The organism is Micromonospora sp. NPDC050397, assembly GCF_044901685.1.
Taxonomy (GTDB): domain Bacteria; phylum Actinomycetota; class Actinomycetes; order Mycobacteriales; family Micromonosporaceae; genus Micromonospora_G.
This window is the reverse complement of record NZ_JBJDPS010000001.1, coordinates 15,765-38,033: the sequence shown is the minus strand read 5'-3', so window position 1 is coordinate 38,033 and position 22,269 is coordinate 15,765. Positions and strand designations below refer to the sequence as shown.

Annotated in this window: 12 protein-coding genes and 2 pseudogenes; 8 read left to right on the top strand and 6 right to left on the bottom strand. The window is 66.0% G+C overall.

Annotated elements, in window-relative coordinates; genetic code table 11:
* Nucleotides 1–55: 55 nt before the first annotated feature.
* Together ACI2K4_RS00140 and ACI2K4_RS00135 are read right to left on the bottom strand one after the other, a co-directional pair.
* Entirely contained in the window at nucleotides 56–1,273 is a 1,218-nt protein-coding gene (locus ACI2K4_RS00140; protein ID WP_404509138.1) for an MFS transporter, read from the bottom strand.
* Nucleotides 1,273–2,343: a glycosyltransferase family 4 protein gene (locus tag ACI2K4_RS00135; RefSeq protein ID WP_404507571.1), complete on the bottom strand. Its 1,071-nt coding sequence runs from the start codon at nucleotides 2,341–2,343 to the stop codon at nucleotides 1,273–1,275. Before ACI2K4_RS00135 ends, ACI2K4_RS00140 begins: the two co-directional genes overlap by 1 nt.
* 74 nt (nucleotides 2,344–2,417) lie before the next feature.
* On the opposite strand from ACI2K4_RS00135, the gene ACI2K4_RS00130 reads away from it, so the two are divergent.
* A complete protein-coding gene (locus ACI2K4_RS00130; protein ID WP_404507570.1) occupies nucleotides 2,418–3,359 on the top strand; it encodes an NAD-dependent epimerase/dehydratase family protein in 942 nt (313 codons plus the stop codon).
* Here ACI2K4_RS00130 and ACI2K4_RS00125 read toward each other — a convergent pair.
* Together ACI2K4_RS00125 and ACI2K4_RS00120 are read right to left on the bottom strand one after the other, a co-directional pair.
* The gene (locus tag ACI2K4_RS00125; protein ID WP_404507569.1) at nucleotides 3,311–4,375 is read right to left on the bottom strand and encodes a glycosyltransferase family 4 protein; all 1,065 of its coding nucleotides are present in this window, start codon (nucleotides 4,373–4,375) and stop codon (nucleotides 3,311–3,313) included. The genes ACI2K4_RS00130 and ACI2K4_RS00125 overlap by 49 nt on opposite strands.
* Nucleotides 4,376–4,765: 390 nt before the next feature.
* Nucleotides 4,766–5,641 (bottom strand): ParB/RepB/Spo0J family partition protein, encoded by an 876-nt coding sequence (locus ACI2K4_RS00120; protein WP_404507568.1) that lies wholly within the window; start codon nucleotides 5,639–5,641, stop codon nucleotides 4,766–4,768.
* Between the two features lie 1,664 nt (nucleotides 5,642–7,305).
* On the opposite strand from ACI2K4_RS00120, the gene ACI2K4_RS00115 reads away from it, so the two are divergent.
* Complete coding sequence (locus tag ACI2K4_RS00115; protein WP_404507567.1) at nucleotides 7,306–8,127, top strand: ASCH domain-containing protein; 822 nt, start codon at nucleotides 7,306–7,308, stop codon at nucleotides 8,125–8,127.
* 179 nt (nucleotides 8,128–8,306) lie between these two features.
* Here the strand turns inward: ACI2K4_RS00115 and ACI2K4_RS00110 are convergent, their stop codons facing one another.
* Nucleotides 8,307–8,918, bottom strand: a complete 612-nt coding sequence (locus ACI2K4_RS00110) for a GNAT family N-acetyltransferase (RefSeq protein ID WP_404507566.1) — start codon at nucleotides 8,916–8,918, stop codon at nucleotides 8,307–8,309.
* A 186-nt stretch (nucleotides 8,919–9,104) separates the two neighbouring features.
* Here ACI2K4_RS00110 and ACI2K4_RS00105 point away from each other — a divergent pair.
* The 6 genes and pseudogenes from ACI2K4_RS00105 to ACI2K4_RS00080 form a co-directional block, all read left to right on the top strand.
* Nucleotides 9,105–9,920: pseudogene (locus tag ACI2K4_RS00105) on the top strand (IS5 family transposase); the annotation flags it as partial.
* A gap of 527 nt (nucleotides 9,921–10,447) precedes the next feature.
* Nucleotides 10,448–11,594: pseudogene (locus ACI2K4_RS00100) on the top strand (IS3 family transposase).
* 603 nt (nucleotides 11,595–12,197) lie between these two features.
* A complete protein-coding gene (locus tag ACI2K4_RS00095; RefSeq protein ID WP_404507565.1) occupies nucleotides 12,198–15,488 on the top strand; it encodes a DEAD/DEAH box helicase in 3,291 nt (1,096 codons plus the stop codon).
* A 66-nt stretch (nucleotides 15,489–15,554) separates the two neighbouring features.
* Nucleotides 15,555–18,521, top strand: coding sequence for a UvrD-helicase domain-containing protein (locus ACI2K4_RS00090; protein ID WP_404507564.1), 2,967 nt, complete (start codon nucleotides 15,555–15,557; stop codon nucleotides 18,519–18,521).
* 587 nt (nucleotides 18,522–19,108) lie between these two features.
* Nucleotides 19,109–19,564 carry a recombinase family protein gene (locus ACI2K4_RS00085; protein ID WP_404507563.1) on the top strand — a complete coding sequence of 152 codons (456 nt, stop codon included), beginning with the start codon at nucleotides 19,109–19,111 and terminating at the stop codon, nucleotides 19,562–19,564.
* Nucleotides 19,561–19,710 (top strand): hypothetical protein, encoded by a 150-nt coding sequence (locus ACI2K4_RS00080; protein ID WP_404507562.1) that lies wholly within the window; start codon nucleotides 19,561–19,563, stop codon nucleotides 19,708–19,710. Before ACI2K4_RS00085 ends, ACI2K4_RS00080 begins: the two co-directional genes overlap by 4 nt.
* Nucleotides 19,711–20,288: 578 nt before the next feature.
* On the opposite strand, the gene ACI2K4_RS00075 is transcribed toward ACI2K4_RS00080, so the two are convergent.
* Nucleotides 20,289–21,452, bottom strand: a complete 1,164-nt coding sequence (locus ACI2K4_RS00075) for a cytochrome P450 (RefSeq protein ID WP_404507561.1) — start codon at nucleotides 21,450–21,452, stop codon at nucleotides 20,289–20,291.
* Nucleotides 21,453–22,269: the final 817 nt, after the last annotated feature.

The following is a 22,269-nucleotide window of genomic DNA, read 5'->3' as shown; positions in this document are numbered from 1 at the left end:
GCCGACGACGGCGCGGTGCGTGAGGCGCCCGTAGCAGAGATCGGGCGGCGCCGGGTCAAGGGGCCGCACCCGTCATCACGGGATCGATCCGATATCCGCTCAGTCCGCCGCGCCTGATCGCCATGAGGATGGCGAGATATCCGACTGGTGCGGCGAGCATGACCGCGCGCGCCCCAAAGGTGTCGGCCAGCCAGGCCCCACCGGCCCAGGCCGGCAGCAGGGCGACGTGGATGGCGCCGTCGAGCACGGCGAACACCCGGCCGCGTACTGCCTCCGGCGCCCTCGTCTGGATCATCACCAACCGCGCCGACGTCCATGCCGGCACACCGAGACCAGCCACGAGCACGCCCAGCAGGAAGGGAACCACCGAGGGCGCGAGGGCCATCACCGCCGTTCCGACGGCGTTCACCGCGATGCCCAGGAAGTAGACCTTTCCGGTGCTGCTCGATGCGATCTGCACGAGCACGAATGATGCGACGAGGATGGACAACGCGGACAGGCCGCCCTGGAGACCGAACATCACCGCGTCTCCGCCGAGGCCGAGGATGTAAAGCGGAATGGCCGCGTAGAGCAGCCCGGTGAACAGGGCGTGGGCGGACTCGACAATGATGAGTCGGGCTATCAGCGGGTCGCGTCGGAGCCAACGCACGCCTGCGGTGAAACGAGGGCCGGCGGAGGCCTCGCTGCCGGGTGGGCGCGACCAGGTGGTCATCGCGACCATGATCAACGAGAGTAGGAACGTCCCGGCGTCGATCAGCAGGATGCCGGGCAGTCCGACGAACGCGACGATGGCGCCGCTCGCCGCCCACGACAGCACCGAAACCAGGCCGGAACCGAAGCCCTCCGTCGCGCCGGCCTGGATTAGCTTCTCGCGGGACAGGACCTCGGGGATCGCCGAGGACCGAGCCGGCTGGAAAAATCCACCACAGAAGGACACCCCGGCCGCCAGCGCGTACAACACGAGATGGGACGGGGCGGTGCCACTGAGCCAGACCACCCCGACGACGAGGGTGCCGAGAAACCGGGCCGCGTCGGTGACGATCATGACGCGCCGCGGATGCCAGGCGTCGAGCGCCGCGCCAGCGACGAACCCGCCCGCCAGGGCGCCCACCATGGCGCCGATCGCTGTCCCGCTGCCCGCCGTCGCCGACCCGGTGGAACTCACCAGGAACCACACCACCGCGACGTTGTAGAGCGTGTCACCGAACGTCGACAGTGTCTGCCCGCACCAGAGCCGTCCGTACGCCGGGTTGCTTCGCAGGAAGGTCAGCATCACCGCGGATCCGGTAGGCGGCTGTAGATGGACTCGTACGCCAGCGCCATGCGTTCCGGAGTGAAGTCCAACGAGCGCTGGCGGCAGACGCTCCGGTCGATCTCTCGGAGGCGCGGTACCGCGGCGGCCATCCCCCGGCCGTCAGCGCGGATGAAACCATGCACGCCGTCCTGGATCACCTCCCGCACGGCGCCCCGGTCGAGCGCGATGACCGGCGTCCCGCAGGCCAGGCTCTCCACCATGACTAGGCCGAACGCCTCCGGCCAGTCGCTGGGAAAGAGCGTCGCCAACGCCCCGCCGTAGAGTTCCGATTTTTCGCTGTCCGATATCTCGCCGACATATTCGACATCGTTGCTCTCGAACAACGGCCGGATCTCGTTGTCCCAATAGTCGCGATACGGCCGGTGGACAACTCCGCTGACCTTCAACGGAAGGCCGGCGGCGCGGGCGACCTGGACCGCCAGGTCTGGTCGCTTCTCCGGCGCAATCCGCCCAACGAACAACAGGTACTTGCCCGGCTCCGGGTGGTATTGGTAGCTGGTCACCGGCACCGCACACGGGACACAACCCGCCCAGTGCAGACCGAGGTCCTTCAGTGGCGCCCACTGGGCGCGACTGATGCTGACAAACGCCGGCCCGGACAGTCGTCGGTAGATGTCCGTCAAATGCTCCTCGTCCAGCCGGCCGTAGAGCGTCGAGACCGTCGGTCTAGCGGTGGACCGTGCAAAAGGCAGGGCGTAGTAGTCGTAGTGCGAGTGGATGATGTCGAACTCGTCGGCCCGCTGGTACGCCTCGCTGAACATCGCGGTGTGCAAAAAACTGGTCAACGCCGTATTGGACTCCTCGCCACCGTGCCACAGTGCGTGCCGGCCCACGGGAACGAGACGGCCGCCGGTGACGCTGTCGCCGCTGGCGAACAACGTCACGTCATGTCCGCGGCGGACCTGCTCTTCGACGAGCAGACTGATAACCCTTTCAGCCCCGCCATAAAGCCTTGGCGGGATCGGCAGGAACAACGGTGCCAGATGGGCGATCCTCATGCTGTCAGCGTTCCGGCGGTCGATGTTCATGTCAACATTTCCACCCCCCTTCGACAATCTGCTATACAGATCTCGCGATTTCTTGCCACCCCGGGGAGGCACCCATGAGGATTTCGCCGAAGCGCTCCCGCATCGCAGTCGTCGGTGCCGAGGGGTTCATCGGATCACATCTCAGTGCGAAACTCGCATCCAACGGCGCGGCCGTCGCCAAATTCACCAGGAGCAGTCCGCTGCTATCCCCCGGCGGTCACCTCCGGCCCGAACTGGCCGGCGTCGAGGTGATCTTCTATCTGGCTGCCAGCGTCCACGCGGCCAGCGCCGAGCGTTATCCCGCCCGCGTCGACGCCGACCGCGACCAGTTCACCAGGGTGCTCGACGCCCTCACGACACTGCAGCGCCCGCCGTTGGTCGTCTTCGCCAGCACCGGCGTCTATCTCTACGATCAACGTTCACCGGTGCCCTTCCGGGAGGACTCGCCGACCGACCCCAGGACGGCGTACGGCAGGGCCAAGCTTCGACTCGAGCGGGAGCTGGCCGCGCGACGTGCCGCGGTGCCCAGCCTGATTCTGCGGCTCGCCACGGTCTACGGCGCCGGCCAACGCGCCGGGCCCGGACACGGCGTGGTCGCGCACTGGTTGGCGGCGGCGGCCGCTGGTGCGCCGCTGAGGCTGTTCGGTGATCCCGACGCCGTCCGCGACTACGTCTACGTCACCGATGTCACCGAGGCGCTCTGGCGCATCACGTCCTACGGCAGGAACGGGACCAGTTGGCCCGAGGTGATCAACATTGGCTCGGGGCGGCCGACCTCACTGTCCCGCCTGCTCGGCCACGTGGTGTCGACCGTGCGGCGGGAGGTCACCGTCGAGGCGGTGCCGGGTCGCGGCGTCGACCAGTTCGAGGCGGTCCTGGATGTGGACCTCGCCGCGTCCGTGCTGGGCTGGCGGCCCAGCACGGATCTGCGCGACGGCATCAGCCGGATGTGGCAGGGCGGCGGCAGCTACGCCGCGACCACACCGGTACGGGCTTCCTCGATCACCGTTGAATAGACGCTCTCGTAGTTGACCGCTAGGCGCTCCGCGCTGAAGCGGAACGCCTGCTCACGGCAGACGGCGCGGTCGAGCCGACTGGCGGCGCTCACGGCCTGGACCATCTCCGCGCCATCCCGGCAGATGTATCCGCCCGCACCGGGCTCGATGATCTCGCGCACCGCACCACGGTCAAGCGCGATGACCGGTGTTCCGCAAGCCATGCTCTCCGGCATGACCAGTCCGAAAGGCTCCGGCCAGTCGCTCGGGAACAGGGTCGCCAGGGCGCCCCCGAACAGTTCCGGCTTCTCCTCGTCACCGATCTCGCCGAGGAATTCGACGTCGTTGGCCAGGAAGAGTGGGCGAATCTTGTTCTGCCAGTACTCCCGGTCCACCGAATGAACGGCCGCAGCCACCTTCAGCGGGAGCCCGGCCTCGCGGGCAACCTGGACCGCCAGATCCGGACGCTTGTCCGGGGTGATCCGACCGACAAACACGAGATACTTCCCCGTGTCCTGGCTGAATTGGTACCGCTCGATCGATATACCGTTATGGACCACGCCGGCCCACGGTAGGTCGAGGTGACTCAGCGGGGCGCGCTGGGCCAGGCTGACGCTCACCAGGGGCGTGACCTGCAACCGCGCACACTCCCACAGGTGCGGGTTGACGTCCAACCTGCCATGCAGGGTAAGTACGGTGGGCGTACGCGTGAGCTTGGCGATCGGCAGGGTGTATTCCTCATCCGTGTGCGCATGAATCACGTCGAACTCGTCGGCTCGGCTGTACACGTCGCTCAACATGGCTAGGACCTCGACCCGACCCAGACGGTCCGCACCCTGGTCGGCGACCTTCCACAGCCCCTTTTCGCAGACCGGCACCAGCCGGGCCGTCGTCTGGCTGTCACCACTGGCGAACAGGGTGACATCGTGCCCCCGGCGCACCAGTTCTTCGGTCAGGGTGCTGACGACCCGCTCCGTTCCACCGTAGAACTCGGGGGGCACAGGGTTGCTCAGCGGAGCGAGAACCGCAATCTTCATCAAGAACCTCGATCTCGTTAACATTCGGTCGTCAGGGAGCTTTCAGTAGTGCGACGATCCGGCCGGAGAGTGAGCAGTGCCGATCTCCTGACCGGTCGCGCCGTACGTTTTGCATCTGCGTCAGAGCGTCCCCGTGCGCGTCCGAGGGCCGGTAGCCGCAGCCCTTCAATGTCTTCTGCTCCGCAGTCGCGGACCGCCGGGATTCAGGAGCGCTCCGAGACGATAACCACTGCGGCGGCCCGGGAAAAGATTTTTCGCGCCGAACGTTGATGCATCGTACCCTCCGAATGGGTAACGGACTGAGACTAACATTTACTGAAGCCGCCGGAATTCCAGCTGTCAAGATCCGGCATCCCCGTTCAACTGAAACGAATGATCAGTTGAACAGGACTATGCTGATTCCTGTATCTGGTTCTCCAGTCGGGCCGCGAACTCGAGCCACTCCTGGGCGCAGGCACGGGCCACGGTTGCCACCAGGTAGGCGGAGTGTGTGGGGATACCGTCCATCAGGTCGTGGCAGCCTTTCGGACCGCTCGCCCCGGAGAAGAGCGTCCTGAGCAAAGCCCGCCCGGACTCGGTGTAGCGCAGCGACGGATCCTTGCTCAGGTTCTGCAGCAGCGTGGTCAGGTCCCGTCCGTTGAGATCCAGTTCACCCGGTCCGGACGAGGCAGCCAGGGAACCAGCACGTTGGCGGGACTTCGACAGCTTCCCCCGCCCCGTGCGCTGACCGGTCGGGACAGGATCGTCCCCACGCCGCACCCGCTCGCGAACGTCGCGCACCGTCGCGGGCGAAATTCCCGCTATCTCCGCGACCTCCCGTAGCGAGGCACCCGGGCGTTCAGCAATCACCTTGCTTGCCACTCGCCGGGCGTCGGCACTATTGAGCGGCCTGACCCTCCCATCCTGCCCGGTACGCGTCCCCGCGTCACGTCCGTCCACACCCATTCGGCGGCGGATCCGGCCGACCGTCGGCCCGGCGAGCCCGGTGATCGAGGCGATTGACCGGTCCGACAACCCGGGACGCGCCGCGATGATCCGCGCCGTGGCCGCTTCCCGGTCCGTACGCGTCAACGGCAGACCATGTGAGGCGTTGGCCTGTACCGCGGTAATGAACGCCTCGTCCTCGGTGCCGTCGAAGAACTGCACGTCGATCATCGACTCGCCGCGCAGTCTGGCCGCATACAGCCGATGCATGCCGTCGATCACCCGCATGGTGGCGCGGTGGACGAGGATTGGCGGCAGCGGGTCCTCCGAATCGGCAAGCACCCGGGTGTACTCGGCGTTCTCCCCGTCCAGCCGTGGTGAGTCGCCGGGCAATAGAGAGGATACCGGCAGTCGCTGGCCAGGTTCCCTCTGGTCGGCAGGCTTATTCGACGAATTCGGGCGTGGACTTCTTGTCGTCTGGGTTCGCAACCCAACACCTCCGGCGACTTCGACGCTGGATATCCAATGAGGACGGCGGGCACGGTTGCGGTCACAGGAAGGGCGGTGTCACATTGGGCGACCATCGAGGAATCCACCTGAGCACACGAACCGGCAATGGCATGATTTACCCCGTGACAAATCGGCGCTCGTTGGATTACGATAGGCAGCGTTCATCGTCGCCGTTTGAGCAGTGGGCGCAAGCACGCCGCCCGCTCTCTCACGCGGCGTCAACGACCAAACGAAACCGGCTTGCCAACTCCTTCAGCTCACCGGGAGGACGGCAGGAAGAACATACGCGTCAGCGTTTTACGCGGACCGGCTTCGACCGAGCAAATGGGGTCTGGACATCAGCCCGGGCACTCGAACCGCCGGCCCGGCCGCCGGCCGGCCGCTTCCCGGTCCGGGCCGATCGACCGGGCGGTAAGCGTCCCCAGCCGGCCGAATGGATCCGGCGCACACCGCAGCGTCGCACACCCAGCGAGCCCTCCCGCACGGCGACGGCGACCGCACGGCGGAGATGCCGATCGTGTCGTACGACAGGTCACCGGCACACCACGCCCACCCGGCGTCGCGGAACCCTGTTTCGCCTGCCCACGCCGCTACCGACCAGGGCGCACGTCGGGGCGATCTCCGAACACCCCGGCGCTTCTTCCAACGTGTCGTTTTCCGGCTGCGGTCCTGATGTCGCCTCAGACTCGTCCCTTGCATGAAGCCTCCCCGAGATCTACTAGTACACCGAAAGATCTACATGTGTCAACCGCCTATCACCCACTCCACCCTGATTGGAATGCGTCAGCTACTCGCGAAACCGCCGACCCGGCCGACCACCTCGCTGGGTCCACTGGGGACAGCCGAGGTCAGTCACGAACCCGGGAAACCGCGTCTGAATGCGTGACGAAAGCCCACGGTCGAGGCTGCGTCCTGACATTTCCGAGGCGCGGCGACCAGCGACCGGCGCTGGCCGTCGAGACAATATCGACTGACCCAGGTTGGTCCGGAAAGAAGCATTGATAAACCGTGGCAGCAAGAGCAGGCGACCGATTCCCAGGGACGTTTCCGTCACCGCCGACGACACGCGCAAACTGCTTCTGGCGGACAATCTGTGAGTCGTCTTCGCCCGGGTGGCGGGGCGGGTGCGGCGGTGACGATCATCACGGCGTTGCCGCCGCGCTTCCCGGCCTGGTCACCGGCAGTTCCGGCGCCGGTGAGACCGACGGGCGGTCGGGTCGGCCGCCTCCGGGCCAGCCCAGGGGACCGTCCGTCCAGGACTGCCGTTTCTCCCACTTCGGCAGACGACCCGTCCTCGGCGCGGCAGGCGGCAGCGGGGCCAGAACGCCCCCTGTCGGTCAGGTCATGCCACCTCGTCACCGCTACGGTGGGCACAAGGTCTCCTCTATGAAGTTTCTTGCTTGGTCACAGAACCAGATACCGGAGACCTCACCAGTTGTCGACCACCGCCACGCCGTGCCCTAGCCGCTGCCGGCCTGGTGGCCATGCACCGACGGATGGACGCCACCTTCGCCGCCGTCTGCACCGACCACGGCACCTACAAGGTGAACGTCGCCGCCGACGGCGGCTACCTGGACCCGGCCACCCTGTATCGCAACCTCGTCAAGGAACGCGTCCTGGCCCGCGACCCGGTTACCCTGTCGGTGATGGTCAAGGGCGGCGACTGGGCATACGGCTGCCAACTCGTCGACGAGGCCCACCAGCAACTCGGCGGCCTGCTCGCCCCACCGCGGATCTTCACCCCGATGGTGCTCACCGACACCGTCGCGAAACTCTCCAAAAGCCTCATCCACGAGGGCCGCGTCGCGCTCCCGCCCGGTACGCAGCCGTGGATGCTCGACAGCACCGCATGGACCGGCGGCATCGACGACTACGTGGACACCCTCGTGTGGCTGGTATCAAAATTCCTGTCCGACCCAAAGCACTTCTACCGCAGCTACACCACTCAGCAGCTGAATCGGATCATGATCGCCCACCCAGTCACCGAAGCCCCGCCGAGGGCACGGGAGATGAACCTCTACCGCCGCTACTTCGACCTGCTCGCCGCCGGCCGCAAGACCATCGAGGTCCGCGTTCAGTACCCGAACCTGCGCAACCTCGCCCCGGGACAACACATCCGGTTTGCGTGCGGCCGCGACGAAGCCCTCACCAAGGTCAAACGGGTGTCACGGTACGAATCCTTCGAGCAGATGCTCGACACCGAAGGCCCAGCCAAGTCAATCCCAACAGCCCCCGCCACCACCAACTCGCCAACATCCGCCGCATCTACGCCCCGGAGAAGGAAGCCCTCGGCGTGCTCGCCATCGAGATCGAGCTGATCCACACCTGACCACTGACCGTGGCCGGGTTGCTCCACCTGCACGTCGCCGTGGCCAGCAGCCCGGCGGCGATCTCGCCGACACCGATCAGCTTGCTGGACACGATCGGGCGGCGCCATCCGTGACTTTCCAGCCTGTGGGTAACCGGGCTGGCTGTGGATGTCCGCCTGATCACGCCCCTAACGTGGTAGGGCCTGACAGCTGTTCTGTCCGGTGAGGTTGGGTACGCGGTGGGCGGGTGGGTGGCCGGAGTTGGCGAGGTCGATGCGCCAGTCGTTGCTGCGTATGAGGGAGCCGCTGCCCGGCGGGTACTCAAAATTGCAGGGGCCGAGGAGAGTGAAGCCAAGGCGGTGGCAGAGTGCGTTGGAGGGGGCGTTCTTGATTGAGGGGAACGCGTGCAGGCTGTGGGGCGCGTCGGGGTGGCGGGCAGCCTCGCGGACGATGGTGACCAGGGCGGTGCCGGCTGCGGAGGCAATGCCTCGGCCCTGGTAGGGCGGTAGAACGTTCCAGCCGGTCTCGTAGATCTGCTCGCCCTGCCAGTCACGCTGGTGGTAGGCGATGCTGCCGACCATCTCGTCGCCAAGCAGTACGGCGAACATGCAACCGCAGCTGGTCGCAGGCATGGCAAGGTATCGGCGGTGCCGGGCAAGCAGTTTTTCCTCCGGCTCGGGACCGCCGACGTGTCGACGCATCTGCGGAGTGTTGATCCGGCGCAGGAGGTCGAGCGCGGATTCCGACCAAGGCTCAAGACGAACGTCCATGCCGCGCAGCCTGGCAGGCTTCGGGATCATCAAGCACCTCATTTCGACCGGGTGCGGCCCTCGCCCGCCTGTACAACTCGGGCCTTGGGTCGAATTCGGCGGTAGCGGGGTGATGAGGACCCGGCGCGTCGGTGACCGATACGTAGCGAGGTCTCCGGTAGATGGTTCATCGACGAAGAAGACCATCAGCACGGAGACCTCGTGGCCACTGTAGCGGTGACGAGGCGGCACGACCTGACCGACGCGCAGTGGGCGGCGCTTGAGCCGGTGTTGCCCGTGGGGCGTAGGCCGGGACGGCCGCCGACATGGACGAAGCGGCAGCTCATTGACGGTATCCGGTGGCGGATCCGAGTCGGTGCCCCGTGGCGGGACGTGCCGGAGTGCTACGGGTCCTGGGCGGCGGCGTACGCGGTGTTTCGCCGCTGGCAGCGCGACGGAACCTGGGCGAAGATCCTGACCAAGTTGCAGGCGATGGCCCACGCGGCTGGGCGCATCACGTGGGATGTGTCGGTCGACTCGTGGTCCGCCCGGGCACACCAGCATGCCGCCGGTGCGCGTAAAAGGGGGATCTACAGGCCGAACCGCCGGGTGGCGTCACCACCGAGCCGGACGATCACGCCTTGGGGCGGTCACGCGGTGGGCTGACGACCAAGCTGCATCTGGCCTGCGAGCAAGGGCAGAAGCCGCTGTCAATCGTGTTGACCGCCGGGCAGCGCGGGGACAGCCCGCAGTTCATCCCGGTGCTCGACGGCATCCGGGTGCCCCGGCTGGCCACGGGCCGGCCTCGGACTCGCCCGGACCGCGTCCTGGCGGACAAGGCATACACGTCCCGATCCAACCGCCGCTACGTGCGCCGACGCGGGATCGCCGCAACCATCCCGTCCAAGGCTGACCAGGACGCCAACCCGGCTCCAAGGGTGGCCGGCCACCGGCCTTCGACCCCGAGCGGTACAGCAGCGCCATGCCGTGGAGTGCGGGATCAACCGCCTGAAGCGCAACCGGGCCGTCGCGACCCGCTTCGACAAACTCGCCGTGCGCTACGAGCACCGGCGAAGTCTATGGCGCAGCCGTCAGGGCAGGGATCGCGTGTCCCGGACGCGGCAGGGCATTTCTTGTCCACTACGCAATGACCCTGCGTACCTGGTTCACTTGCGCGGGCAGTTGCGCTTGTCGTGCCCCCGGTAGAAACAGACGCTGCACTGCCCAGCGTTGGGAGAAACTTGGCACGACCGCTTGTCGTGCCCTTCTGCGCCGCATCAGGAGCAAGTACGGGTCCCGCTCGCGCTCATCTTTGTCCTTCGATTCGTCCATGGCTCGCCACGCCACAGGGAGGCAAACGTAGCTGCATCTGATCGGCCACACGCATCCAGCACGCCTGCCGAAACAGGTGTTCAAGCGTTGAACAGTAGAGTCCCGACGCACCACGGTCAATCAGAGACAGCCTTCGCCTTGGCGCTCGGAGTGAGGTTCCCCCGATAGTTCGGAGGGGTTTGATGTTCCCCGGGTTCGATGGAGTCGGTTTGGTTGACTTTCGTGCGTTTCGCTCGTTGAGGAGAGACGTGCCGAGGAGTTATCCACCCGAGTTCCGCCGCAAGGTCCTTCATCTACTAAGGCTGGCCGATTGGCGGCCGACCTGGTCCGGGACCTGCAGATCAGCGACCAGACCATCTATACCTGGCGCCGCCAGGAGTTGATCGACACCGGGCAGCTACCCGGAATCAGCTCGAAGGACCAGGCCGAGCTGGTCGCCGCGCGGCGGCGTATCGCCGAGTTGGAGACCGAACTCGCGGTGCACCGCCGTGCCGCTGAGTTGCTCAAGGAGGCGGTGCCCCCAAAAGGCCGGTACACGGCCATCGAACGGATGGCCGCTGAGGGACTGCCGGTCGCCGTGGGCTGCCGCGTCTTGCGGGTGTCCGTGTCGGGTTATTTCGCCTGGCTCGACCGGCCGCCGTCGGCGCGGGCGCTGCGACACGCGTGGCTGACCGAACGGATCCGGGCGGTCCACGCCGCGTCTCGAGGCATGTACGGCGCGGGACGAGTCCACGCGGAGCTGCGACTCGGGAAGGGCATCATTGTCGGCCAGAACACGGTGGAGATGATGCGGCGGGCCGGGATCAAAGGCCTTCCCCACCGGCGGCGTCCCCGGCCGAAGCATCAAACTCCGACCGCGGCGGACCTGGTCAACCGTGACTTCACCCGTGTCGAGCCCAACCGGCTGTGGGTAACCGACATCACCGAACACCAGACCAGGGAGGGCAAGGTCTACGCGCGGTCGTGCTGGACACGTACTCGCGGAAGGTCGTCGGCTGGTCGATCGACGCCAGCCAGACCGCCACACTGGTCACCAACGCGTTGGGCGTGGCGATCAGCAACCGCCAACCGCAGCCGGGCACGATCATCCACTCGGATCACGGGGTCCAGTACACCTCTTGGGTCTTCACCCGCCGGGTCCACGACGCCGGCCTCGCACCGTCGATAGGCTCGATCGGCGACTGCTACGACAACGGCATGATGGAATCGTTCTGGGGCCGCATCCAGACCGAACTCCTCGACAGGCAGCGGTGGCGCACCCGCATCGAACCCGCCAACGCGATCTTCGAGTACCTCGAGATCTTCCACAACCGGCAACGCCGCCACACCTCACCGGGCATGCTCACCCCGATCGAGTATGAGAGAGACCGACCGATATCCCTGTCCGTGGCATGAAACCAACCACGACGACTCCATGAAAGCTGGGGATCATCAAAATCTCCGAGCTACCGGGGGAACCTCACCTTCGGCCCACCAGATCGGTCAGTCACACACACCTGAACGTCCTCCAACCCTCGTCGATCAAGCCCTTTCCTACTGCCGGAAGCGCACCTAGATTGGTGCGGTGTCGGCCAATGCCTCAATCTCTCGGCCACAGGCACGCATCCGCCGTCGAACGGCTGGACCGCGCGGTGACGACGAGCCCGTCCGGACATCAGCAGCGTCCGAGCCATCAGGGCAGGCCGGACGGTGGCCCCGGCCGGACGGGGGCCTGCACGCCAAGCCGCCCCTCGACCCTCCGCCACGTCCGCCGGGGCCGTCGATCCGGCCCCACGACAGCCACCACTGACGGAGACCGGGGCCCCATACGGTGGCTCCGCCTCCGCCGGTCCCCACGCTCGGAGGAGAACACCTGACGGCGTTGCCGCAGGACGGGCAGGGCTACGGAACAGTCCGAGTCGACCATGGAGGATGACAGTGCGCGCGCTTGGCGGAGCAGGCCGGAGGATCTTTCCCGATCCAGGTGTCCTCGCGGTCACACATGGATACCACCCGCTGGTGACGGATGCGACCGCCATGCTCGCTACCGGGCTCTTCACTGACGTACTGGCTCTCGGCGCCGATCTGCCCGATCCTGCGGGATCGGTTGAGCGGGTGAAACAGATCGTCGTCCCGACGGTCAGCCTGCCTGAAGGGGTCTACTGGTTCGGGGGCCTAGACCCCGCTCCGCTGCTCGTGGTCACCTCAGGCGCGATGCCCGGTGCGGGGATTCACGAGCCGGCCGCCGAGGTAGCCGAGGACTCACCCGTGGCCTCTGCACTGGGCTGGTTCGACCACCTCTGGGACAGCGCCCACGAGGTGCCGTTGCCCCGATTCGACGTCACCGACGAGGTAATCACCCGAGCCGGGCAGGACGGCATGATTAAGTCCCGTCAATTCGTGCACGGTCGATGGATCTACCAGGTTTTTGCCGGCAGCCGCATCCAGCGTGTCGAAGAGGGCGTCCTGCTGCCGAGGCCGACGGTCGACTCCCCCGACGCATGGGTATGCACCGAGCCCGCCCCCGCCGAGCGCCTTGCCGCCACCCTGACCAGGGCGAAGCTGGAGAAGCAGTTCACCGACACGATCTTCTCGTTCCGGGCGACGCGCACCATCTTCCGGCCGTACCAGTTCAAGCCGGTAATGAAGTTGCTGAGCACAGGGTCCCTGCGGTTGCTCATCGCGGACGAGGTCGGTCTCGGCAAAACCATCGAAGCCGGGCTGTTGTGGACTGAACTCGATGCCCGCAGGCACGCGGACCGGGTGCTCGTCGTGTGTCCCTCCGTACTGCTGACCAAATGGCAGCACGAGATGCGTGAAAGGTTCGGCTTCGAGTTGACCGAGCTCACCGGTACGGGGCTGGCCGACCTCAAGGACCGTCTCGAATCGGATCGCCTGCCCAGAAGGATCGCCTGGATCTGCTCGGTCGAGCGGCTACGGGCGTGGAAGGGGTTGGCCGACATCGAGCAACTGGGTCTCCAGTTGGACCTGGTGATCGTGGACGAGGCCCACGTCTTCCGCAACTCGAACACCAAAAGCCACGCGTTGGGTGAGCTGTTGTCCCGCTGGGCGGATGCGTACGTTTTCCTCTCCGCCACCCCGGTGAACCTGCGCAACAACGATCTGTACAACCTCCTTGAGCTGTTGGTGCCCGGCGAGTTTCAGGACCTGGCGGACCTGCAGGAGCGGATCGAACCCAATGCAGTCCTCAATCGGATCATGGGTTCGCTGCTCGACGCCTCGGTCAGCAACGCCACACGTACGCGGTGGCTGTCGAACCTGTCCGACAGCACGTTCGGCCGCGTCATCGCCATGCGGCCCGATTTCTTACTGTTGTGCGAGATCCTGGAGCGACCTCACCTGTCCCCGACCGACGTGGTCCAGGTCAAACGGATCTGTAGCGAGTTGGGCGGGCTTTCGGCCCAGGTCACGCGCACCCGCAAGATCGAGGTCCAGGAGGACAAGGCGGTGCGAGAGCCGCGCCCCGTCCAGGTGCGCTGGACTCAGCGGGAGCACGACTTTTATCAGGCATACCTGCAGTGGTGCATCGAGCGGGCCAGGGTCAAGAACACTCCACTGCACTTCGGCATGCAGATGCCGCTCCGCCTCGCGGGCAGTTGTCTCCCCGAGGCGGCGGCACTCGTTCTGACCTCGTGGCAGACACCGAGCGTGCGGGATGAGGTGGACGCCACGGCGAAGCAGTCGGCGGCTGTGCTCGGCCCGGATGTGCCGCCGTCGCCACGGTTGCGGGATCTGGCAGCCGGCATCGACGTGGACACGAAGCTCGATCGGCTGCTCCGCGTTGTCGACGATCTGATCAGCCAGGGCAGGCAGGGACTCGTCTTCACCTTTTCCCGAAGGACGTTGTCCTACCTCGAGCGGCATCTGCAGAGCCGGTACAGGACCGCGGTACTGCACGGTGGTGTCGGCAAGGACGACCGGGCCAGGGTCATGGCCGATTTCCGGGCAGGTGGCTACGACATCGTCGTGGCGACCAAGGTCGCGAGCGAAGGCCTGGACTTCGAGTTCTGCTCCGTTCTGATCAACTACGACCTGCCATGGAATCCGATGGAGGTCGAGCAGCGCATCGGTCGGATCGACCGGATAGGCCAGACCGAGCAAAAAGTCGTGATCATCAACTTCACGACGCCCGGGACGATCGAATCGGACATCATCGAGCGGCTGCTCACCCGGATCGGCATCTTCGAACACGCCATCGGGGCGCTGGAACCGATCATCGAGAGCATCTGGCCCGACGTCGAGTCGGCCCTGCTCAACTTCGCCCTGACCCCAGCTCAACGAGAGCAGCGCACTCGGGAGTTCCTGGCAGCGGTCGCGGAACAGAAGCGGGCCGCGGACGAGATCGAGTCGGCGGCGCCCCACCTCCTATCGAGTGACGGCGTCGACATCGAGGGCCTCGAGCCCGATCTACTCGCATCGGGCCGGTATGTCGGACAGCAGGAACTGGCCCTGCTGGTGAGCGACTGGGTGGGTAGCTACGGTGGACACTGCCAGATCCGTGGCGACCACGTGACTGTGATCGGCAACAGCGAGCTCGCCGGTCACGTCCGTGACCTCGCACGGCGCGGTGAGAAGACGAGGTCCGAGGTGGACCAGATCCTCAGCGACCTGACTCACCAACTGCCGGTTCAACTGTCCCTGGACCAGGAGGCGTCCCGAACCACCGGGGTGCCGCTCCTGACGGCCAACCACCCGTTGGTACGGGCGGCGTTGGACGTACCAGGGCACCGGCAGACCAGGTTCTCCGCGATTACGATGCCGGCGCGGGGCGCCGGGGTGGCTCCCGGCACCTATCTCGTCCATCTGTGCATCGCCAACTGGAACGGTGTCAGGCCACTGCATGAGGTATGGACCGTCACCGTTGACGCCCGGACCCTACAGGTCGCCCCAGACCTGGGTGACCGGTTGATGGCGGCTGTGGCAGCCGGAAACCTGCAACCCGCGTGGTTCGACGGGTCGATCGACCTACGGCCCGCGCTCGGCGTAAGCAGTGACCTGCTGGTCCAAAGGCAGCTCCGGAGCCAGAACACGTTGGCCGCCGAGAACGAGGCGTTCCTCGCCTCACGACGACTGAGCGTTGAGCAGGTCCATCAACGGCGGACACAGTCGCTGGAGTCGCGCATCGCCACCCTGCGGACCCGTGGCAGGGAGCGCATGGTGCCGCTCTTCCAGGCCCAACAGCGTCGAGAGGACAACCGCCACGCGGGCCTCCTCCAGGACATAACGGCACGATCGACGGCCATGCTCAGTACCGAGGACCTGGCCGTCTGCGTAGTGGAGGTGCGGTAGGTGGCCAAGATCAGCGACGAGGAACTCGCCTACGAAATCGCCACCAACCGCAGCTACCTGCGGGCGTTGGAGCGACGGCTCGCCCGGAAGAATCCTGAAATCTCCGTCACCGCGAACGAGCGCTACGTCGACAACGTCCCTCGGGGTGAACGGGCAAGCGTCGGCCCCCTCTACGGCCGAGTCGGCCTTGCCGGTCCGGACCGGGATCTCGGGATCGCCTTCTACGTCGGTACGCGGTACCTCAGCAGCGCGGACTGGGATTATCCGGTCATCAACTGGGCCGCACGGACAGCGAGGGTGTTCTTCGACCCGAACGCCGCCCATGAACTAGACACAGATGTGGTGGTGCGCCGAACACTCACTGCGCGTGATGTAGAGGTGGTACACGGCTCCGACGACTGGGCTGTCGCGGTGCCGGCCGACCAGTCGCCTTTCAAGGCAGGGAAGCTGCGCGTCCCCCTGGCACCGCCACGCCGGCAGGCGGGGCGCCCCGCCGGCTCGACGTCGTCATCTGCCCGCACCGCCGCGCCGCAAGACCATCCCGCGGAGCAGGTCCCGAAAGCCCGGCAGACCACACCACCCGGTCCGAGCACACCGAGGAAGGAACCACCGTTACCGGTTGCCCCTACAGCGCGTCGGGCCGCCGTGGCGAGAAAGGGCACCGCGGGCCGGCTGCCACTGCCGGACAAACCGGCAGACCTGGCGACATGGCAACCGGACGCACCGCTCGTCGTCGCTTTCTCGGAGGACTCCCGGGCGGATCCCGAAGGCATCGCGGCCGTGCGCGCGGTCGACATGGTGCGGCACCTGGCCCGCGAACGACGGCGCGTGCTGATCGTGTCAGCATGGACCACCCCACTCCCGAAGATCGTCCGCAGAGTCCACAGCGCGGCGGCACTCGTCGGACTGCCCGCCGCGGACATACCCAAGATCCTGAGCATCGTGCAGGAGACCGAGTGGCTGGTCGGAATCGCCGGATACCCCCGCTTCACGAACACCCGAGAGCCGGACACCCTTGACGTTGGCCGGTACGTCAAGGACATCGTGGAGCAGGCCGTACCGATCTGTCACCGACGCCTGGGGTGGGCGCAACGCGACGTACGCCTGTCGGCGAAGCTCAAGGTCGTCTACGAGGTGATCCGAATGGGCGGAGTGCCCACGGAACCATTGAAGCTCGGTAGGTATTCTGCAGAATGGATCGCGACCTTACCGCCGTTCGGAGCCGCCTGGGGGCAACTGCGCTATCTCGCACTGTTCGCCCAACTGGTCACCTCGGTCAAAGGCGCCGACAGCCAAAGGCCCTTTGGCCACGTCATCGTCCACGGCGCACACGATTTCTCCAGTCTGTCCCGCGCCGTACTGCGAGCGAACAACCCCACCGCCCAGTGGACGGTCCTCACCGAACTGGCCAGCGCCGGATCACCGACCATCGACGGTCGCCGCTTGGTCGGCATGGTTGAACGCCTCGGCGTCACGGACAACCGCGGAGAAGTCGACGTGATCGCCGTCCACCGCGCCAGACTGATCAGACACACCGTCGCCCTGCCAATACCGAAAGCCGCTCCCGCCACGCCGCCCGGAGTTAACGACCGGGCACCCGACGGCCGACCACAACCGACCGAGCACCGACAGCAGTCCCCCTCGGCGGCCGTCGACCTCGAAAACGGCATGCGTGCCGTCGACGCGGTCCGCTACGCCCTGCACGCGCCCCGGACGGAGGCGATGACCTCCGTGCTCGCCACTCTCCAACCCGACCAGTACCGCCTGGTGACCCAACCGCCGACGATGCCCTTGATCATCCAGGGACATCCGGGTACAGGAAAGACGATCATCGCGGTGCACCGTGCGGGATATCTGGTCAACGAGGAGACGACAAAGAAGGGCCAGATCCCACGGGTGCTCCTGCTTGGACCCACCGAACAGTACGTTCGCCACGTGTCACGGACAGTCAGGGAACTCGACCCGACCGGAGCCATAACGGTCAAGTCACTTCCCGAATGGCTCGCCGAACTCGCCGGTCTGGGCACCACGGTACAGCCGGGTGAGGGGACGGCCGATGACGTCGGCGGCTTCATCGTGGCCTTGGCAAAACACGCGGTGGTGGAGAGCCAGGACCGACCGGAATGGAAGGCGAGCCGTCTGACCGACCTGATCAAGATGACCTACGAGGCCATCCGTAGCAGCAACGACCCACACAGACGACCGCCGACCAGCCAGGCGGAACAGCGGTGGATCGAGGCGCTCCCACCGTTCACGAAGGCATGGGGGAAACGTCGCTACCTTCCTCTCTTCGCGCAACTGGGCACGCTGCTCAGCGACAAACGGTCCAGGTACGAACACATCGTCGTCGACGAGGCCCAGGATGTCTCGGAACTCGAATGGAAGATCATCCAGGCTCACAACGCCGGCGGACGATGGACAATCGTCGGCGATCTGAACCAACGCCGCCGGTTGGACATCAGCCACCTCGACTGGCACGAACTGGCGGAGCGACTGCACGTACTTCCCGATGCCCAGCTGTTCCAGCCCGAGGTCGTGGAACGGGGATACCGCTCCACCCAGCCGATTCTCGACTTCGCCAACCGCCTACTGCCGCCCAACGAGAACCAACCCTGTTCACTTCAGACCGACGGGCCGGAACCGTCCATCATCCGAGCCAGCACACCTGGCAAGCGCGACCTTCGGGCCGTCGGTGAGGCGAGCAGACTGCTGGACTCGTACCCCGGAGGAACGGCAGCGATCATCACCACCGATCCGGACGCTATCGACAAACTGCTTCTCAGCGACGGGTGGCGACGAACAGACATGGCAGCGGGTGCGGGCGACTGGGCCAGGGAGGGACGTCGGCTGGCCGTCCGCACGCCCGACTCGGCAAGGGGTGTCGAGTTCGACGGGGTCGTGGTCGTGGAGCCGCGCTACTTCGTGCGACAGGAGGAATTCGCCGGGACCCTGTACACGAGCCTGACCCGGGCGAACCGGGAACTTGTCGTGGTGCACAGCAAGCCACTGCCTGAACCTCTCACACAACGCTGACCGCCAACTTGCTGGTCTCCAGGCGAAGTCTCTAGAAGATGTAGCGTGCTGTCGGGCTGAGCTTCCCCCTGACGGCGAGGAGGGCTGATTAGCAGGTCAGAGCCTGCTTACGGGGGTGACCGGTTCGATCTGCCCGACGACCTGACGGCACTGGCTGCGCGGACCCCCGACCGGATATCGTGGCCGCGGACTCCGAGTGGCACGACCTGTGGCAGGGCACCGCCGGGACGTCAACCCGGCCTTCGACACCGTCTGCGGCCCACGCAGGGGTCCTGACGGCGTAGTGGGCGAGCCGGTGCCGCGCCGGAGATACCTCGCGCCTTTCCTTCATCACCCTCAATCCACAGCAACCCCCTCTGATCGGGGGAGGTCAGGCCGACAATCGTGCGAGTGGCCGAGTCCCGCAGAGGGCTGAATCGTTGTCTATCCATATCAACGGAGGTGGCTGTTAACGAAGCCTCGACATGGGGAGTCTCCTGATGCGGTACGCGCCGGAGTTGGACGGTCCTGACCTGCTCGGCTGGTGGCTCCGGCAGCCGGACCAGCGAGGCCGCTTACGGACACGGCGCCCGCCGGCACTAAGTCACATGGGCATACGGTTCGCCTTCTACGGGCGGATGTCGACCCGGGAGTTCCAGGATCGGCTGTCGTCGGCGCGGTGGCAGCGCGACTTCGCCGAGGAGGTGATCGATGGGCGGGGCGTGATCGTGGCCGAGTTCTTCGACGTCGGTGTCTCGCGGCAGGTGCCCTGGCCACGTCGCCCGCAAGCCGCGCGGTTGCTGTCAGCCCTGGCCGACCCTGGCCGCGGGTTCGACGCGGTGGTCGTGGGAGAGTTCGAGCGGGCCTTCTACGGCAACCAGCTCCGCGACCTCGCGCCGCTGTTCAAGCTGTACGGCGTGCAGCTGTGGCTGCCCGAGCTCAACGGCCCGGTCGACGCCGGCAACGAGCTTCCCTGTCACTACTGGCCCTGCTCGGCGTGCACTCCAGGCGGGCGGTCCAGCGTTCGCGGTTTCGGGCAAAGGCGGCCATGTGCGCCCAGGTGATCGAGCAAGGCCGTCACCTCGGCGGCCGGCCGCCGTACGGATACCGGCTCGTCGCGGCAGAGAGGCATGACGAAGGCATGCAGGACGGCGGCACCGGTCACCTTCACGTGCTTCCCGACGTTCGCGCCGTGCTCGTCAAGGTGTAGAAGGTCGCCGCCCTCGGAGCGCTGCTCTCGGGAAGCGGTGGGATTTCGCCGAGTTGAAGAAGCGGGCCGATGATATCAACGCGGAATGCCAACGCAGGGTCGCTCTCGCCGGTACATGGCTCCTGCACGATCTCGACACCACTGACCGTCTTGTCGCCACGAACGCCGAGGCAGAGCCCGCTACGCACGGGACGGATACGGTAGCCCCTCCAACGGAGCGGCGCCCGGTTCGACACGGAACAGTTATGTCGGCCCACCAGCAACGCAGTCGTCGTGGGGTTCGAGCATGTCCATGGCCGCGCCGCTAACTAGGCCCGGAACCCGGCCAGACGCCTGAAAGCATCGGCCGGGTTCCACGTCCGCCGCATTGATCAATGAGCAGTCCTTGGTCGCGCCCGACGAATCGATCGCCGGAACGGCAGCTGATCCAGTACGTCTGAAAACCAGGGCCGCCATCAGTTCCTCAAATCGACTGGCCCACCCGGGCGTATCACAGAATGCCAACGACGACCTCCTCAAGTTCCTTCGAGACCGGTGAACTTTGTCAACCTTCAAGGACGCGGCGCTGATGTCGGCCTTCAGTCACGCTCGAAGGCGATGTCGAGCCGCTCCAGTCCATGGACCGTGAGATTTGTTCCCCACCTCGGCTCTTCTCTCAACGTGATTCGGCGCACCTGTGGGAGAAGCAGTTCGAGTATGGTGTGAATCTCGCGATGGGCCAGGTTCTTTCCGACGCAATGGTGCGCGCCGTGACCGAAAGCCATGTTCTGCGAAGGTTCACGGGTGATGTTGAAAATATCGGGGTCCGGGAAATTCCGTTCGTCCCGATTCGCTGAGCCGTACATGATGAGGACACGGGTTCCTTCGGGGACGGTCACCGTCCCCACGTCGGTAGGTCGCGTCGTCATTCGGGTGAAGTGCCGGATGGGTGAGTGCAGACGTAGCGCCTCAGAGATCGCATCTGGAATGCGTGACGGGTCCTCACGCAGCAGGTCCCACTGCTCGGGATGACGAGCGAAGAGATACAGGGCGCTCGTCAACGCCTGGATGATGGTCTCGACACCTGGGAACATGTAAATGCCCAGGTCCTCGATCTTTTCGCCGATCGTTTGTTCGGTCGCTCCCGCTGGTACTCGCTGCACAGCGAATTGTGCGGCGCGGGAGCCGATGGTGGCGAACGCCTCGAGACCCTCGCGTTGCCGGTCAGACGCCGGTCCGAAAAGGTTGTTGGCGGTCGCGGAGAGGCTGGGCAGGTCAGCGACAGCCGACCCGGGCAGTTCGAGCAAGCTGCCGACGAGGGAAGCGACGTAGGGGCCGGCAAGCTCGCCGACAGCGTCGATCTCGCTGCGGGCGAGGGCTTGTGTGACGGCCGCCTCGGCAGTGCTCCGGATCAGTTCTGACCGTGCAGCGACGCGCCGGGGAGTCAGGTCGCGCGAGATCCGCTCCCGCATGGGCGCAAGCTCCGGCGGATCGGTACCCAGCACGCCACGGGACACCACGGCGTTGACCTCTGGCTCGACCGCCGCGCCAGAAGCCGAGGAGAAGGCGTGCCAATTTGCCAGAGCGGACTTCACCTCCGCGAATCGGGGGATGGCAACCAAATCGTAGCGATCGAGCCAGACCGCGGGGCCGGCATCCCGTAACTCCGCGTAGGTCCTGAACGGGCTTCTCAGGACATCGTCGGACCAGGGGTCGACAGGGCTATGTGGCCCGCCAAAGGCGGACGCGGATACTCCGGTCATGACATCAAGCCTTTCTCGAAAAGCGTGGCAAGTGGACTGAGCTGACGCTCAGGTCTCGACGATCGCGGTTTACCGTTCAGCGTCGCCCGGGTGAGGCGCCGAGGAGAGTTGCTCGCCTCACAACGGATTGCGTGGTCGCTTGTTCACCCGAACCACAGATACGCGGTCCCGGCCCCGTCCACCCGCCATCATCAACAGCACACAAGCCGGTACTCGCGCGAGTATTAGAAAGCGATCCCGTCGCCGGAGGCGAGGATCAGAGCGTCGAGGGCCCTGGCCCAATCGCAGACCCGGCCACTGATGCTGCGGCATGACCGAGTCACGGGACGCCCCTTACGGCCTCGCGCACCGTTGCCGGGGGCCAATCACCTCATCGACAAAAGGGTACAGCTGGTAAAGCCTTGAGTGGATTGGTGTTCTCGCTGCGATCGACATGTTGGTGGTCGGATAGCAGGCCGCGATGGCGCGGATGGCAGTGTCCAAGTGCGAACTGGTAGAGCAGAATCTGCAGGACCACCATCGCCACCGGCGGCACACTGATGACCACGAGCGGTTTCCACCAACTCATGCGCAGGTGGGCACCGAACGGCCGGGACCTGTCGACGGCTGGCCGAAAATGCGCCTGCGTCAGGGGGGTCGGGCTGTTCGAGGCAGGAGGGCTTGGGCGACTCGTCGTGTGTCTCGGGGCCCGTCGGACCTTGGCGCGTTCACCGGGAAAGTTCCTTTCGGGCTCGGATCGGTAGGCGTAGCGGACATACCTCAATGACAGCAGCCCTCGCGGCCACCCGTCAGTGACGCCACGTCACGGGCCCCGTGT

Bases quoted from the DNA above. Each gene is read 5' to 3' on its own strand.
- ACI2K4_RS00075 (WP_404507561.1), bottom strand. From the start codon at position 21,452: ATGACCGGAGTATCCGCGTCCGCCTTTGGCGGGCCACATAGCCCTGTC.
- ACI2K4_RS00130 (WP_404507570.1), top strand. From the start codon at position 2,418: ATGAGGATTTCGCCGAAGCGCTCCCGCATCGCAGTCGTCGGTGCCGAG.
- ACI2K4_RS00110 (WP_404507566.1), bottom strand. From the start codon at position 8,918: ATGATCCCGAAGCCTGCCAGGCTGCGCGGCATGGACGTTCGTCTTGAG.
- ACI2K4_RS00125 (WP_404507569.1), bottom strand. From the start codon at position 4,375: ATGAAGATTGCGGTTCTCGCTCCGCTGAGCAACCCTGTGCCCCCCGAG.
- ACI2K4_RS00140 (WP_404509138.1), bottom strand. From the start codon at position 1,273: ATGCTGACCTTCCTGCGAAGCAACCCGGCGTACGGACGGCTCTGGTGC.
- ACI2K4_RS00135 (WP_404507571.1), bottom strand. From the start codon at position 2,343: ATGAACATCGACCGCCGGAACGCTGACAGCATGAGGATCGCCCATCTG.
- ACI2K4_RS00115 (WP_404507567.1), top strand. From the start codon at position 7,306: ATGGACGCCACCTTCGCCGCCGTCTGCACCGACCACGGCACCTACAAG.
- ACI2K4_RS00085 (WP_404507563.1), top strand. From the start codon at position 19,109: ATGGGCATACGGTTCGCCTTCTACGGGCGGATGTCGACCCGGGAGTTC.